This is a genomic window from Marivivens sp. LCG002 (genome assembly GCF_030264275.1).
GTDB lineage: Bacteria > Pseudomonadota > Alphaproteobacteria > Rhodobacterales > Rhodobacteraceae > Marivivens.
Map to the genome: position 1 here is coordinate 915,051 of NZ_CP127165.1, position 14,811 is coordinate 929,861.

The window sequence follows — 14,811 nt, forward strand, 5'->3', positions numbered from 1 at the left end:
TTATTCTTCCTTTAAAGTGGGCAGATCAGGCTTCGACCCGCCAATGGAGCGGGAAACCGGGATCAAAGACGGTAAGGGGACCAACGCCCGTTTCGATCGTGGTCGGATAGGCGACGGGGTCCCCTTTGACGAGGGTGATGGTTTCCTCGTTCACGGGAAGTCCATAGTAGCGCGGCCCATTGAGCGAGGTGAAGGCCTCAAGCTCCTTGAGCGCGCCTGCCGCTTCGAAGACTTCGGCGAGACAGGACATGGTGTTGATCGAGGTATAGATGCCCGCGCAGCCGCAGGGCTGAAGCTTGGCAGGGTCCGTGTGCGGCGCCGAGTCGGTGCCGAGGAAGAACCGCTTGTCCCCCGAAACCGCCGCCTGCACGAGAGCAATGCGATGCTTTTCGCGCTTGGCCACGGGGAGGCAGTAGAAGTGCGGCTTGATCCCGCCCGCAAGGATATGGTTGCGGTTGATGATCAGGTGATGCGTGGTGATCGTCGCGGCAAGGTTCTTGGAACTGTCGCGCACATAGTCCACTGCATCGGCGGTGGTGACATGCTCCATCACGACCTTGAGCTCGGGGACCTTTTTGCGGATCGGCCTCAGCACTCGGTCGATAAAGACGGCTTCGCGGTCAAAGATGTCGATGTCGCTGTCGGTGACTTCGCCATGCACACAAAGCGGCATACCGATTTCAGCCATTTTTTCCAAGACAGGGCGCACTTTGTCGAAATCCCGCACGCCCGAAGCCGAGTTGGTCGTCGCGCCCGCAGGGTAAAGCTTGACCGCTGTCGCGATGCCGTCGGCATGGGCGCGCGCCACATCCGCAGGATCGGTGTTCTCGGTCAGATAGAGCGTCATCAGCGGCTTGAACGACTTGCCTTCGGGGAGCGCCTTGAGAATGCGGTCGCGATAGGCAGCGGCCTGTTCGGCGGTCACGACGGGCGGGACGAGGTTCGGCATGATGATGGCGCGGCCGAAATGCTCTGCCGAATGGGGCAGGACGGCTTCGAGCATCGCGCCGTCGCGCAAATGCAAGTGCCAGTCATCGGGGCGACGGATCGTGAGGCGGGTGATGGGCTGTGCGGTCATGGGGCTCGCTTACACAAATTTGTGACGCTGCACCATAGCCTAAGCTCTGCGCCACTCCAAGCGGGAGCTATGCGCTTGCTGCAACGCGGCATTTCGGCTTTGTCTGTTTTTCTGCAGAGCAGCAAGGGTTACACGTTCTCCAACAGCCGAACTCTTTTGAAACGGAAACCGCAAATGACCTTTATCTCTCCGTCGATCGTTCCTTCGTCGTCGCCTTCGCTTGCTGCACGTCTGTCGGCCTTCTTTGATCGCCTTGTCGCACTTGGTGAAGCCAACTACCAATCGAGCGGCCGCGCAAAGCGCATTGCCAAGCTCGAAGCGCTTTCGGACGCTGAACTTGCCAAACTCGGCATTTCGCGCGACATGATCGTTTATCACGTTTTCCGCGACTGCTTTGCCTACTGAGTCAGGTCGCGACTGCGAAGAGAAAGGGCGGCCCTTTGGCCGCCTTTTTCATGTCTGGCTTTCAAGCTCCTGAAGCTGTGCAAGACGTCGGTTGAAATAGCGATGCGGGCGCTCTTCCATCATCTTGGTGCAAAGCGCTTTGCTCAGGGCGAATTTGCCTTTTCCGAAAACCATCTGGTCCAGTGACCGCAGATAGGGGAAGCTTTCTCGGCGTTTGCGATAGAGCGCGTGGAAGCTCTTGGCGGTCAGTCCGCCATCCATTGCAAGAACGATCAATTTGTTCAGCACGCCGACGCCATCGAGCATGCTTTCGATCATCGCGCCCGCGCCGCGCGCCCAAAGCGTCGTGACGTTCTTGCGCCGGAAGAGGGCGCCGTGCATGGCGTCCTCTTTGATACGCGGATCAAAGATCACCGTCGCATGTTTTGCGGCATCAAGCATGTCGGGCGCGTATCCGAACCGTTTGGTCCAATCGAGCCGCCGCGCTTCGGGGTAGCGTTCATCCCAATTGGCCACATGCGGCGCAAGCGTGGCGAAAGGCCGAAGCGCCAAAACCTCGGCACCTGGTGCGCAAACCGAATAGGCACTTGCGGCATAGCCTGCTTCGTGCACCCCGAAAAAGAGCACGCGGTCGAAGTCCTCGAAAAAACCGTCATCGATCAGTCGGTCGAAATATCGATGGATTTCCGAGGCGCGGAAAAAGCTCTGGCCGCGCGAAATAATCGCAAGATGCGACCAACCGAGACGTTTGACAAAGTGGAAGCCGCGCGGCTCGTCGGTATCGGACCCTGCGGTGATCTCGGGATAGCTTTCGAATGTCACGAGAAGCCTCGGTCCCGCATCCGTGAGAATCGCGACGTGATCGGCCCCAAGCTCTTCGTAATGTCCATGCTCTTCGCTTAGGGCATCAAGGGCGTCGAACCATTCGTCTTGATCGAGATCAGACAGATCGGGGGAAAACTCACTCATAAATCCACTCATAGTCATACATTCGGGCTAGGGTTCGGATGCCAGCGAACTTGGGCAAAATTGTGCAGTTTGAGCGAATATTTCACGATATGGGAAATCATTTCGGTGGGGTTATACTGCTTTTGAATAGGTCTTGGAGTGCCTCGTCAACCATTGGGTGAAACAGTCGGACAACATCTTCTCTCTAAGACCAAGGGAGCACTTGACCCGAGCGCGGCGGAATGCAGCATCCTTAACAAACGGAGGAGAGACATGAATTTCCAGAGCATCGACGACGTGCAAAGCGCACTCGGCGCAGAGAACTATGTATGTGGCCGTTCGCTTGCCACGGTCATGTTCCTTTCCCTCAAACTCGGGCGGCCCCTGTTTCTCGAAGGGGAAGCGGGAACAGGCAAGACCGAGATCGCCAAAGCCATCGCGTCGGCCTTGGGGCGTGATCTGATCCGTTTGCAGTGTTACGAGGGGCTCGATGCGGCCTCTGCCGTCTATGAATGGAACTTTGCCGAGCAGATGATCGCCATTCGCACCGCAGAAGCGACGGGCGGCGCGGATCGCAAAGAACTCAAATCCGAGCTTTTCTCTTCGGACTATCTGATCGAGCGTCCCTTGCTTCAGGCGATGCGCCCCAATCCCAAGGGTGCGCCTGTGCTCCTGATCGACGAGATCGACCGCACGGATGAGCCGTTCGAAGCCTTCCTGCTTGAGGCACTCTCGGATTTTCAGGTGACGATCCCCGAACTCGGCACGATCAAAGCGCCCGAGCCGCCGATCGTGATCCTCACGTCGAACCGCACGCGTGAAGTGCATGACGCGCTCAAGCGCCGCTGTCTTTACCACTGGGTCGATTATCCCACCTTCGACCGAGAGCTTGAAATCCTTGCGGCCAAGGCCCCCGAGGCACAGGAAACGCTCAGCCGCGAGGTCGTCGCCTTTGTCCAGAAGCTCCGCACCGAGGATCTGTTCAAGAAACCGGGTGTGGCCGAGACGATCGACTGGGCGAAATGCCTTTTGGCTCTGGATGTCATCGACCTCTCGCCCGAAGTCATCGCAGACACTTTGGGCGCGATCTTGAAATATCAGGACGACATCTCCCGCATCGAAGGGAGCGAGGCGCAGCGCCTGTTGAAAGAGGCACGTGCCGAGCTTGCCCCCGTATGAGGGTCCAAAGAGGCATAGGGGATAGGGGACGCGATGGCTGAATACATCCCCCTGAACATTCCCGAAGACGGCAAGCTTGCGCACAACATTACCCATTTCGCCCGCGCGCTGCGAAAGGCGGGTCTCCCCGTGGGGCCCGGCCGTGTGATCGACGCGATCCGCGCAGTCGAGGCGGCGGGGTTCACCGAAAAGATCGATTTTTACTGGACGCTCGAGGCCTGTTTCGTCTCGCGGCCTGAGCACCGTGCCGTTTTTGGACAGGTTTTTCGGCTCTATTGGCGCGACCCGCGCTATCTGGAGCACATGATGTCGATGATGCTCCCCTCGGTGCGCGGTGTTCAGGAAGAGCGCAAAGCCAAGGCAGGGGAAAAGAGAGCCGCCGAAGCGCTTCTTGACGATCAGAACGTTCCGATGCCCAAGAAAGAGGACGAGGAAGACGAGAACGAAGAGGCGCTGATCGACATAGACGCCTCCAAGACCATCTCGACCGAAGAAAAGCTGCGCACGCTCGACTTTGAACAGATGTCCACCGCCGAAATGGCGGAGGCCAAGCGGATTCTGGCTCGGATGACATTACCCGTGCGTCCGATCAAGTCGCGCCGCACGATGGCGGGGCGCGGTGATCTTGCCGATTGGCGCGCCACCATGCGCAAAGCGCTCCGTCAGGGCGGCGAGATCATGGCGTTCGAAACGAAGAAGCGGCGCGAGCGGTATCCCAACCTTGTCGTGATCTGTGACATTTCGGGGTCGATGAGCCAATATTCCCGCGCCGTGCTTCATTTCCTCCACGCGGTGTCGAACGCCAAAGGTCAGGGCTGGGCCAAGGTACATGCCTTTACCTTCGGCACGCGGCTGACCAACATCACCCGACACCTGCGCCAGCGCGATGTCGATGCCGCCCTTGCCGCTGCAGGGGCCGAGGCACAGGACTGGGAAGGCGGCACGCGGATCGGGGAATGCATCGACCGTTTCAACCGCGACTGGTCGCGCCGCGTTTTGGGGCAGGGGGCCGTTGTGATCCTCATCACCGATGGGCTTGACCGCGACCCCGAAGGCGGGCTCGGCAAGGCGATGGAGCGGCTCTCGCTCTCGTCGCGGCAACTGATCTGGCTGAACCCGCTTTTGCGCTGGGAAGGCTTTGCCCCCAAGGCGCGCGGGATCAAAGAGATGCTGCCCCATGTGACGAGCTTCCGCGCTGGGCATAATATCGCTTCGCTTCAAGGGCTGTCCGAGGCAATCTACAATCTTGGCGACACCGGCGAAAAGGCACGTCTGATGCGGCTCATCGAATAGGTTTCCAGCGGTATCGGCTTGCAAGTCTTGCCGCGCATCATAGTTTGAACGGGGGAGGAGATTTCAATGTCTCATACGATGGATTATCCTGCGCTCGCGCTCGAGTGGCACCGTTCGGGCCGTGGTGCGGTTCTGGCAACGGTGGTCGAGACTTGGGGCTCGGCGCCGCGCCCCGTCGGAAGCCAGCTCGTCATCGACCGCGATGGAGCGATGGAAGGTTCCGTTTCGGGCGGCTGTGTCGAAGGCGCCGTGATCACCGAAGCGATGGAAGCAATCGAGGACGGCAAATCCCGTCTTCTCGACTTCGGCGTTTCGGATGACGAGGCTTTTGCCGTGGGACTTGCCTGCGGCGGACGTATCCGCGTTCTGGTCGAGCCTGTGGGCGGCGTTCTTCCCGAAGCGCTTCTTGCCGAATTGGTCGAGGCGCGCGCCAAACGCCGCCAGATCGCCTATGTCGTAGACCTTCAGTCGGACAGCCGCAGACTTGCAGGGCGCGAGGAATTTGCCGACCGCTTCCGTCTTGATCGCTCGGGCGTCGAAGAGGACGGGCGCACCTTTGTGGCGATCCACAATCCCCCGCTTCGGATGGTGGTCGTGGGCGCGGTGCATATCGCCCAGCCCTTGGTCATGATGGCGCGGGCCTGCGGTTATGATCCGACGCTGATCGACCCGCGCCCCGTCTTCGGCTCGGAGGAACGCTTTACCGGATACCCGATCCTCGATGATTGGCCGGATGAGGCGCTCGCGGCGCATGGTCTTGACGCCCGAACCGCCGTTGTCACGCTGACCCATGATCCCAAGCTTGACGATCCCGCGATCAAGGTCGCGATCCGCTCCGAGTGTTTCTATCTTGGTTGCCTTGGCTCCAAGCGCACCCACGCCAAGCGTGTCGAGCGTCTCGTTGCCGAAGGGTTCAATGAGGCGGAAATCGCCCGCATCCATGCGCCCGTCGGTCTCAATATCGGGGCGCTTTCGCCTGCCGAGATTGCGGTCAGCATCATGGCGCAGATCACCGAAACGCTTCGAGGGAAGAAATGAAATTCGGCCTCACCCCGATTGCCGAGTCCCAAGGCGCGATCCTTGCCCATTCTCTCAGGGGCGCAAGCCAGTCGCACAAGAAGGGCAAAGTGCTTGACGCGGCGGCTCTGGGGGATCTTGCCCGTGCGGGGCATGTGGAAATCACAACAGCGCGGCTCGAAGAGGGCGACCTTCACGAGGATGCCGCAGCGACCACGATAGCCGAGGCCGTCGCGGGCGAAGGGCTGCGACTGACCACGGCGACCACGGGCCGTGTAAATCTCTATGCAACGGGCGCGGGACTTGTTCTTGTGGAAGTCGCGGCGCTCGGGGCGCTCAACGCGATTGATCCTATGATCACGATCGCGACGGTCCCCAATTATCACCGCGCCGACGCCGACGGGCTTGTTGCGACGATCAAGATCATTTCCTATGCCGTGCGTCAAAGCGATGTCGAGCGCGCCGCCAAAGCCGCGCCCGCAGCGATCCGAGTGGTGCCGCCGAAAATCGGGACGGCCACCCTGATCGAGACCACGACCGATGGCGAAGACCCTTCGCCCAAGGGACGTCACGCGATGATCGGACGGCTTGACCGTTTCGGCGTCCGGATGGACGAACGGGTGATCGTGCCCCATCGCAGCGCGGACATTGCCGAGGCAATCCGCTCAAGTCGCTCTGACCTTGTCATGATCCTCACCGCCTCGGCGACCTCCGATCCGCGTGATGTCGCGCCCGACGCCGTGCGCTTGGCTGGCGGGACGGTGACGCGGTTCGGCATGCCTGTCGATCCCGGGAACCTGCTCTTTCTGGGCGCACAGGGGGGACGGCCCGTGATCGGGCTTCCCGGATGTGCGCGCTCGATTGCCCTGAACGGCGCGGATTGGGTGCTTGAGCGGGTGCTCTGCGGGATCGAGGTAAGCCACGCGGACATCGCCGCAATGGGGGTCGGCGGGCTGCTCAAGGAAATCCCGACAAGACCCGCCCCGCGCGAGGGTTAAAGGCTCCGTAGATTGCCCGTCAGGTCCACGAGGCGGATGGAAACAGGCGCCCCGAGACGGGCAGCGATCCCGCGCACTTGGTTCAGCGTGGCAAAACAGAGCGCGGTCGAAAGCCCATCGGCAACGGCTGCTCGCTCTGCAATCACACTCACCGTGGACCAGCTCGGCACAGCGGAAACGCCCCTCGGATCAAGGATATGCGCGGCGCCCGTCGCAAGCCGCATGGCCGCAGGGCTTGAGGTTGCGACTGCTCGATCGGTGAGCGAAATCATCCCGACACGGCCAAAGGACGGGTCTTCGATCCCGAGCCGCCAAGGCCCCGACAACGCGCGATATTCCCCGATATTGACAAGCGAGCGTTCCAACCCGTGGGCCCGCAAAACGGAGATCACGCGGTCGGTCGAATAGCCTTGGGCGATCCCGTTCAGCGTCAGGGCTTGCCCCGCACCGAGTTGCACGCGGGTTTCGTCGAAGCGGACCCGATCAAAGCCGATGGAGGAACGGGCGCTTTGGGTGTTTTCGCCGTTCGCATGGGCTTGCCAGAGGTGCTGGACGGTCGGATCGAAACGTCCTTCCGTCGCACGATAGAGTTTCGCCGACAAAGCCAGAATTTCGAGCATCGCGGCACTGGGGCGTTCAAGCCTGCCTTGGCTGTTGAGACGGCGCAATTCCGAGGTCGGGTCATAAAGACTGAAGGCCTTTTCCATCGCTTCGATCTCGGCCCAAACGGCATCGAGCGCGGGGCCTGTCACATGCGCAGGTCCGTCGAGCGTGAGGGACACCTCGGCTCCGAAGGCCACGCGCTTTTGCGTGGCGCGCAGGTTCGACGGCATCAAACTGGCCGCTGCGAAAATCTGGAGCGCGCGTCTTCGGGAAATCATGTGCGGGCCTCTTTCTTGGCAGCAAGGATCAGCGGAACACATTGCGCTTTATCGTCGAAGATCTGGACGCAATCGAGACATTGGAAACATTCGGAATAGGCCACTTTGCCTGACTTGTTGATTGCGCCATAGTTGCATTTCACTTTGCAAAGCTGACAGGGCGTGCCGCAGGCCTTGCGCCTGTCGATCCAGTCGCGTGTTCGGAAGAGACCCATAATCGCCATGAACGCTCCGAGCGGGCAGACATAGCGGCAAAAGCCCTTGAACACGGATGTGGCCAGCACCAGCCAGAACACGGCGTAAACCACGTAATACCAATCGCGCACGAAAAAGACCGAGATCGCGGTCTTGAAGGGTTCAAGCTCTGCCGCAACAACGAGGTTCTCGGGGGTGATGAGCGCGGTTGCCGCAAGACCGAGAAGCGCGATGTATTTCAGCCCCTTGAGCCTCTGGTCGATCCGTTCGGGAATCCTGATTTGCGGGATTTTCAAGAGACGGCCGAGGTGATGGGCAAATTCCTGAAGAGCGCCGAACGGACAAAGCCAACCACAGAACAGACCGCGCCCCCAAAACACGAAACCGATGGCCGCGGCGCCCCAAATCAGGAGCGAGAACGGGTCATACAGCAGAAATTCGAGGCTTTGCTTCCAAACCAGAGCCTGAAGCGTGCCGAGCACGGTGACGACCGACAACTGTCCTTGGCCCCACCAACCGACAAAGACGGTGACAAAGCCGAGAATGATGAGCCGATACTTGGTCAGAGTGGCTTTGCGCGCCACCCAATGCATGTTGGGACCGACAAGCCAGAACAAACCCCCAAGGAAAATGAGCCCGATGATAAGATCGACAGCACGGTTGCGGACGGCTTCGAAGAGCGGCGAGACGGGTTTGATCTCTGCTTCGGTTATATAGAGCGTGGGGTCGGTGCCGATCTCGACCGAGAAACTCGTGGTGCCGATCTCGGGCTGGAACATGCCGCGCGCCCGCAGGGCATCGATGCCAAGCGTCCATGGCCGCGACGGATTAAAGCCGAGCCGTCGATCCGTGCGCAGGATCATGGCGACGCCTTCGGGGAAGTCGGGCACAAGTTCCACGTTCAAGTCGGCGTCACGCAGCGCAACAGGAAGTCCGTCTTGCGAGGCGGAAATCCAGTCGGGCGATGTATTGCGGATGAAATCCGCATCCACAAGCCCGTGACGTCCCGTCTCCAAAAGCAGGAAGGGTTCCGCAAAGGGGGTCAGTTCGAGAAAGCGGTCGAGCTGCTCTTGGGTGAACGCGGTCAGCACCGAGCGCGCCACCGCAGGCGAGCCGATGTCGATCACCCAAAGATCAAGAAAGATACCGTTCGGGTCCTCTTTCGCGATCGGGTCCTCATTGGCCCATCTTGTGCCCGCAAAGGCTGCGTCGACCTCTGCATTGGTGACGGTCAGGCGCGCGATAAGCCCCCGTTTTTCGAGTTCGTCAAAGCCAAGCGGTTCGGTCAGCGCGAAATTGGGTGAGGCAGGCGGCGCGGATGCGATCCCCGCGAGCCTTTCGCGGGCCACTTTACGGGTCGCAGCAAGGATCGACTCGTGTGCGATGCGCACACTTGCCGTCGCTTTGGTCACGCCGTCGAGATAGACAAGCGAGGACCCCGCCGAGCCGTCGCCGTATGGGGTTCCGACCACCATGGTCTGGGAAATCGAAAGACCTCGGTATTGTTCGAGAAACTGGCGAAGGGGGGCTTCGCCCAACCCCGAGACGAAAATCGGTTCATGGTGATCGATCAGACGCACGTCGATGAAGCGACCCTCAAGGTCCACCGCCACAAAGAGATTGATCGGCACGCCCGCAAATCCGGGAAGAGGGGCCATTTCACCCGTTTCAAAGACATAGCCCGCAAGCGAGCCGCCTGAATTCTGAAGCTCCCAGACGCCGTCATCGGTCAGGCGCTCGCCCAGAGCCATCGGCGCGATTACGAAGTCCTGCATCGCTTCGCGGGTCAGGATTTCGGCGCTCGACCCTTTGGGAAAAAGGGCAAGCATCAGGAGCGACGACAAAAGGGCGAGGGCACGGAACAACATGCGCCGACAGTAATACCGACACGCAACGCAACACATAAGACAAAGGTCTCAAGGCCCGCCTGGGACCATTGACTTGACGCTTGATGCTCTTGAAACCTTGGTCCAAGGAGAGAGCCATGTCCAACGCAGAAAACCAGAGCCGCTCGTCACGGGGCGCGGTGTTTATCGCCTCGCTTCTGGCGATGTTTTTCCTCTGGATCGCGCTCTCTTGGGGCATGGGCCGCCCCAACGTTCTTCCTATGCCGTGGGAGGTCTGGCGCGTGGTGCTCAAAGAGGCGGCAAGCGGGCGTCTTTTCGACCATACGCTGGTTACGCTTTTTCGGGTGACTGCGGCCTTCGGGCTGTCGATGGCGCTCGGGCTGGTGATCGGGGTTTCGCTCGGGCTTTTGCCGCGCTTGAACCGTTTTGCCGAGCCTTGGGTCGTCCTAGCCCAGAACATGCCTGCTTTGGTGGTGATTGTGCTGTGTTACCTGTGGTTCGGGCTCAATGACCTTGCCGCGATCCTTGCGGTATCGTTCAACAAAACCGCGCTCGTCGTCGTGACCCTGCGCGAGGGGACACGCGCGCTTGATCGTCATGTCTCGGAAATGGCGTCGGTCTTCGGTATGTCCGCATCCGCGCGCGTGCGTCATGTGATCCTTCCCCAACTTGCGCCCTATATCGCCGCAAGCGCCCGCAACGGGCTTGCCATTATCTGGAAGTTGGTTCTGGTGGTCGAGTTTCTAGGGCGCGGCGATGGAGTGGGGTTCCAGATCCATCTCAACTTCCAGATGTTCGATGTGACAGCGGTCCTTGCCTATTCACTGACCTTTATCGCCCTGATGCTTTGTATCGAATACCTTGTTATCCAGCCTTTGGAGGCCCGAGCGAGACGTTGGCGGCGTTGACCGCGACAAAGGTCTCTTGCACCAAAGTCGCTTGAACCAAGGTCCAATTCTCCCGTTGGTTGCAAGTTTCTAAGCTCCCGTCACCTGCTCGAAGAAGCGGGGAAGGTAATGGGAGGAAAACATGAACCTTATCAATGCACTTGCGATTTCTATCGGCGTTCTTGCCGCTGTGGCCACTTGGCTGTGTCTGGGGACGGGTTTCGGGCTTCAGGTCTGGGCGCTCTTTATCGGTTGGGGAAGTTTTTACCATACGGGCGGCAAGACCGACGGCCTCACCAAATCTGCCGTGAACCATATCTGGGGCGCTCTTGTCGCCTCAGTGGCTTTGATCGTCGTCGGCACGGTCGCAGGAAGCGTCGTCGTGACATCCATCATCGTCGGGGTCTCGGTGGTCGTGCTTGTTCTCGGCGCACATCTGCCGCTCTTGGCGACAATTCCTGCAGCGGTTTACGGCTATGCCTCGACCGCAGCTTTTGCCTTGCTCACAGGCGTTGCGATCGGCGAGCCTGCCGCGATGCTCAAGGCGGCGGGTATGATCGTGCTCTCGCTCATCATCGGCAATATCTTCGGTCTGGTCTCCGAGAAGGGCGCAGGCGCGCTCGTCAAATCGGACAGCTGATCAAAGTCCCGAGGGGCGGCGCGTTCGCCCCTCAGGTATCCGCGCCTGCGGTTTCAAGGAAGAGATGCAGCGAGATCGGGTTGATCGGTTTGTGCAGCAATCCCATGTCCCGCGCTTCGACCTGAGCAATCGCTTCGGGCGAGCGATTGGCGGAAATGATCCGCGCGGGCACATGACCGATAAGATCATAGATCTTGCTCACCACATCGGTGCCGAGTTCGCCGTCATCGAGCTGGAGATCGACAAGCATCGCATCGGGAACAAGGTCGATTTCCTCGAGAAGCTGTATCGCTTCGTCGCCCGAGGCCACGTCGAGCACTTCGACATTCCATTTCTCCAGAAGGAGCGTCAAAGCACGGCGCATATCGAGATCGTTCTCGATCAGGAGAACGACAAGCCCGTCGTGACGCCATTGGGCTTGGGGCGGAAGCGTGTCCTCTTCGGGGGGCGCCGCACCCAGACGGTCGACCAGAGGCACGGTGACACGGAACACCGTCCCGACACCTTCTTCGGATTCGACGCTGAGTGGATGGCGCAAAAGGGCACAGGCGCGATCCACGATCGCAAGCCCAAGGCCAAGACCCTCGGACGCGCTCGACCTTGCGTTCAACCGGTGGAATTCGCGGAAAATCGCCTCGTGTTCGGCCTGCGGGATACCGGGTCCTGTGTCCCAGACCTCTATCCTGACCGAGCGGCGCATACGGCGCACACCGACAAGCACCCGTCCTGTTTCGGTGTAGCGGATCGCGTTCGAAATGAGGTTCTGAAGAATGCGGCGGATATAGGTCGCATCCGAGCGGATGCGCACACGGCTCGGGATGACGCTCAGTTCCAGACCTTTGCGCTCGGCCAAGGGTTGGAATTCGTCGCGCAACTGGCGCAACAGGGCGGCAAGATCGATGGTGTGCATGTCCACCGCAGCGCGGCCGCTCTCAAGTTTGGAGATGTCGAGAAGGGCTTCGATGATGGATTGCACCGAAGAGAGCGCATTCTGGGCTTTGCCCACGATATCGCGGTGGCGCTGTTCGCCAAGCTCTTCTGCAATCGACGACAGATAGAGCGTCGCCGCAGAGAGAGGTTGGAGCAGATCGTGACTGGCCGCCGCGACAAAGCGAGAGCGTGACGACATGGCCCGTTCGGCCACGGCCAGAGCGTCCTCAAGTTCGAGCGTGCGTTCCGTCACCCTTTGTTCAAGCCGTTCGTTGGCCTCGCTCAGAGCAAGCGCCGCTTCGCGTTCGGGGGTGACATCGGTGATCGAAACCACAAAGCCCTTGTCGGGCATCTCTTCGGCAAAAACATCGAAATACCGTCTTTCGCCGCGCCGGAATTCGAACCGAAGCGGGGGGCGGCGATCCGAGCGATTGACCCAATCGAGAAAACCTTGGCCTGAAAGATCGCTCACATAGGTGATCTGGTTTTCGAAGAGCCGGAAAATGGTTTCGAAGTCGAGCCCCGCGCGCATTTGGGTCAGCGGGATCGACAAGAGACTTGCCAGTCGTTGATTGAAGCCGACCAGCCGCCGCTCGTGGTCGAAGATGCCGACACCTTGATTGATATGTTCAAGCGTTGCGCGGATGAGGCGGGCCTGATCGTCGATGATCTTGCCGCGCTCCATCCGTTCCATGCGGATGATATCCGAGATATCGGTCTGCATGATGACGGTCTGACCGCCCGGCATGCGGTGTTCGGACACCTGCACCCAGCGGTCCCAGATCATGCGCACGTTGAACATCACATGTTCTTCGGCATGATGGGTCATGCGCTTTTGCACCCAGTCCTCGGGGCTTACGCCGTCGGGGAGATGCAGATAGCGGCTCTTGCTGACGAGGCGGATATAATCGTCAAAGGTCAAACCCGGTTTCAGCTCTTGCCGAATGTCGGGCATATGCATGCCGAAACGGCTGTTGCACAGGTTCAAGGCTCCATCCGCATCAAAGAGCGCAAAGCCTTCCTGGATGTTCTCGATGGCATTTGCCAGATCGAGACGCGCTTTCTCCGTTTCGCGGTTGGCCGAGGCTAGGCGGCTGTTCGAGACGTTCAACAGATCGAGCGCATTCTCGAGATCGCGGGTGCGTTCGCGCACCTGTTCTTCGAGAAGAACGGCCCTCTGGAACTGGGTATAGGCCGCGCCGTGGTCATCGTTGATCTGTTCGATCCTACGCATGAGCGCGCTACAGATTTCGAACAGTTTTTCATTCTGCCGTTCGATCGGGTCACTGGGGTTGATCAGCGCGCGTGCCGAAGGGATCACAGCCCGTCCTCCGGTGCAAAGATCGCGACTCCCGTCATGGTCTGGTTGACATGCATACCGTTGATCTGTTCGCCATAGGTGCTGAAGCCGACGACTTTGTTGCGTGCAAGGATGTCCGAGATTGCGCCCGTGCGTTGTTTCTGCTCGGCTTCGAGACGGCGCAGGATACAGTCACAAGCGATGATGGCTTGAGGCGTGCGCCCCCGCGCGATCCGCGCAAGTTCGCGGTCGAGATGCACGGCCATATCCTCGGGCTCGGCAAGCGTCAGGACAAGGCCTTCGTCGATGGCCGAGAAGAACACGAGGTCCCCATTGTCGAGCACCCGCTGGATTGCCCGCACGTGATGGGTCCCGCCAAAGCGCACGACCACGGGATGCGCGGCAAAGGTAAAGGCGGAAAGCTGTTCAGGGTCCTTGCCGAGAATGCGTGCATATTCACGCGCGGCGGGTTCGGCATTGATGCGGCGCACGATCCGGCGGCGCGAATCCGCCTCGGTGACCACCATCCGCGTTTCGGTCGGGGTCAAATGATCGAGACTGAAGACATGAACAGGGCAGTTTGTCCTCACAAAACAAAGCACTGCGGCGTGGGTATAGACCTGTCCGCCGACCGCAATATAGGTCTCTTGAAAGCGGTCCCCATCACCTGCCGAGCCGCCGAAGAGCGGCACAGGTCCAAGACCCGAAACCACAGCCGCGACGACTTCGTCCTCTTTGATCGAAAGCCCGTCGATGGCGACAAAGGCGAATTCATGCTGCCACTCGGGTTCTTGGGCGTTCAGATCGGTGCGGAGCCTGATCATGCTTCCCACGATTTCTTGGGGGTCGAGTTTTTCCAGATGATTGATGAGGATCGAGCCGACACAGAAATTCGCGCGCGGAAGGCCGATGGCGGCAATGGTGCCTTCGGTATATCCGTGCTCGCCAAGCTCGCCCGCCGTGGTGCAGGCGATGACCCGTTCGGGCCCCCAAATCTCGACCGCTTGGGCGACGATCGTGCGGAATTTCGCATCGGGGCTTACATAAAGAACCACCAGCGCAAAGTCGATCTCGGGGCCGAGGGCCTTGGCGAGTTCGGCGACAGCATCGGGGTGCGTGCACTCGATATGAGCTGATCGGACGATGCCCGTCAGATGCGCCACCGCGTCAAGCGGTTGCCCGGTTCCTCCCATAGCCTCCTCCTAGGCTGACT

The 14,811-nt window shown here is 60.0% G+C and carries 13 protein-coding genes; 7 read left to right on the top strand and 6 right to left on the bottom strand.

The features are described from left to right. Positions 1 to 25: 25 nt before the first annotated feature. Positions 26 to 1,078: a dihydroorotase gene (gene pyrC, locus QQG91_RS04670; RefSeq protein ID WP_285771815.1), complete on the bottom strand. Its 1,053-nt coding sequence runs from the start codon at positions 1,076 to 1,078 to the stop codon at positions 26 to 28. A 174-nt stretch (positions 1,079 to 1,252) separates the two neighbouring features. Between pyrC and QQG91_RS04675 the strand changes: the two genes are divergently transcribed. Next, on the top strand, positions 1,253 to 1,483 hold the full coding sequence (locus QQG91_RS04675) for a hypothetical protein (protein WP_285771816.1): 231 nt from the start codon (positions 1,253 to 1,255) through the stop codon (positions 1,481 to 1,483). Positions 1,484 to 1,531: 48 nt separating this feature from the next. Here the strand turns inward: QQG91_RS04675 and QQG91_RS04680 are convergent, their stop codons facing one another. Beyond that, positions 1,532 to 2,452, bottom strand: a complete 921-nt coding sequence (locus QQG91_RS04680) for a hypothetical protein (RefSeq protein WP_285771817.1) — start codon at positions 2,450 to 2,452, stop codon at positions 1,532 to 1,534. A gap of 252 nt (positions 2,453 to 2,704) precedes the next feature. Between QQG91_RS04680 and QQG91_RS04685 the strand changes: the two genes are divergently transcribed. From QQG91_RS04685 to QQG91_RS04700, 4 genes are all read left to right on the top strand, one after another. Further along, positions 2,705 to 3,610, top strand: a complete 906-nt coding sequence (locus tag QQG91_RS04685; RefSeq protein ID WP_285771818.1) for an AAA family ATPase — start codon at positions 2,705 to 2,707, stop codon at positions 3,608 to 3,610. Between the two features lie 33 nt (positions 3,611 to 3,643). Continuing rightward, positions 3,644 to 4,903 carry a vWA domain-containing protein gene (locus QQG91_RS04690; RefSeq protein ID WP_285771819.1) on the top strand — a complete coding sequence of 420 codons (1,260 nt, stop codon included), beginning with the start codon at positions 3,644 to 3,646 and terminating at the stop codon, positions 4,901 to 4,903. A 66-nt stretch (positions 4,904 to 4,969) separates the two neighbouring features. Next, positions 4,970 to 5,941, top strand: a complete 972-nt coding sequence (locus QQG91_RS04695; protein ID WP_285771820.1) for an XdhC family protein — start codon at positions 4,970 to 4,972, stop codon at positions 5,939 to 5,941. Then, entirely contained in the window at positions 5,938 to 6,918 is a 981-nt protein-coding gene (locus QQG91_RS04700; protein ID WP_285771821.1) for a molybdopterin-binding protein, read from the top strand. The genes QQG91_RS04695 and QQG91_RS04700 overlap by 4 nt, the downstream gene beginning before the upstream one ends. Here the strand turns inward: QQG91_RS04700 and QQG91_RS04705 are convergent. Together QQG91_RS04705 and QQG91_RS04710 are read right to left on the bottom strand one after the other, a co-directional pair. Further along, positions 6,915 to 7,799, bottom strand: coding sequence for an FAD:protein FMN transferase (locus QQG91_RS04705; RefSeq protein ID WP_285771822.1), 885 nt, complete (start codon positions 7,797 to 7,799; stop codon positions 6,915 to 6,917). The two genes, QQG91_RS04700 and QQG91_RS04705, sit on opposite strands and share 4 nt — an antisense overlap. Next, a complete protein-coding gene (locus tag QQG91_RS04710; protein WP_285771823.1) occupies positions 7,796 to 9,862 on the bottom strand; it encodes a 4Fe-4S binding protein in 2,067 nt (688 codons plus the stop codon). The genes QQG91_RS04705 and QQG91_RS04710 overlap by 4 nt, the downstream gene beginning before the upstream one ends. A gap of 116 nt (positions 9,863 to 9,978) precedes the next feature. Between QQG91_RS04710 and QQG91_RS04715 the strand changes: the two genes are divergently transcribed. Further along, entirely contained in the window at positions 9,979 to 10,749 is a 771-nt protein-coding gene (locus QQG91_RS04715) for an ABC transporter permease (protein WP_285771824.1), read from the top strand. A gap of 121 nt (positions 10,750 to 10,870) precedes the next feature. Then, a complete protein-coding gene (locus QQG91_RS04720) occupies positions 10,871 to 11,368 on the top strand; it encodes a DUF1097 domain-containing protein (RefSeq protein ID WP_285771825.1) in 498 nt (165 codons plus the stop codon). A 31-nt stretch (positions 11,369 to 11,399) separates the two neighbouring features. Here the strand turns inward: QQG91_RS04720 and QQG91_RS04725 are convergent, their stop codons facing one another. Next, positions 11,400 to 13,619: a hybrid sensor histidine kinase/response regulator gene (locus QQG91_RS04725; protein ID WP_285771826.1), complete on the bottom strand. Its 2,220-nt coding sequence runs from the start codon at positions 13,617 to 13,619 to the stop codon at positions 11,400 to 11,402. Next, positions 13,616 to 14,791, bottom strand: coding sequence for an FIST N-terminal domain-containing protein (locus QQG91_RS04730; protein WP_285771827.1), 1,176 nt, complete (start codon positions 14,789 to 14,791; stop codon positions 13,616 to 13,618). The genes QQG91_RS04725 and QQG91_RS04730 overlap by 4 nt, the downstream gene beginning before the upstream one ends. Positions 14,792 to 14,811: the final 20 nt, after the last annotated feature.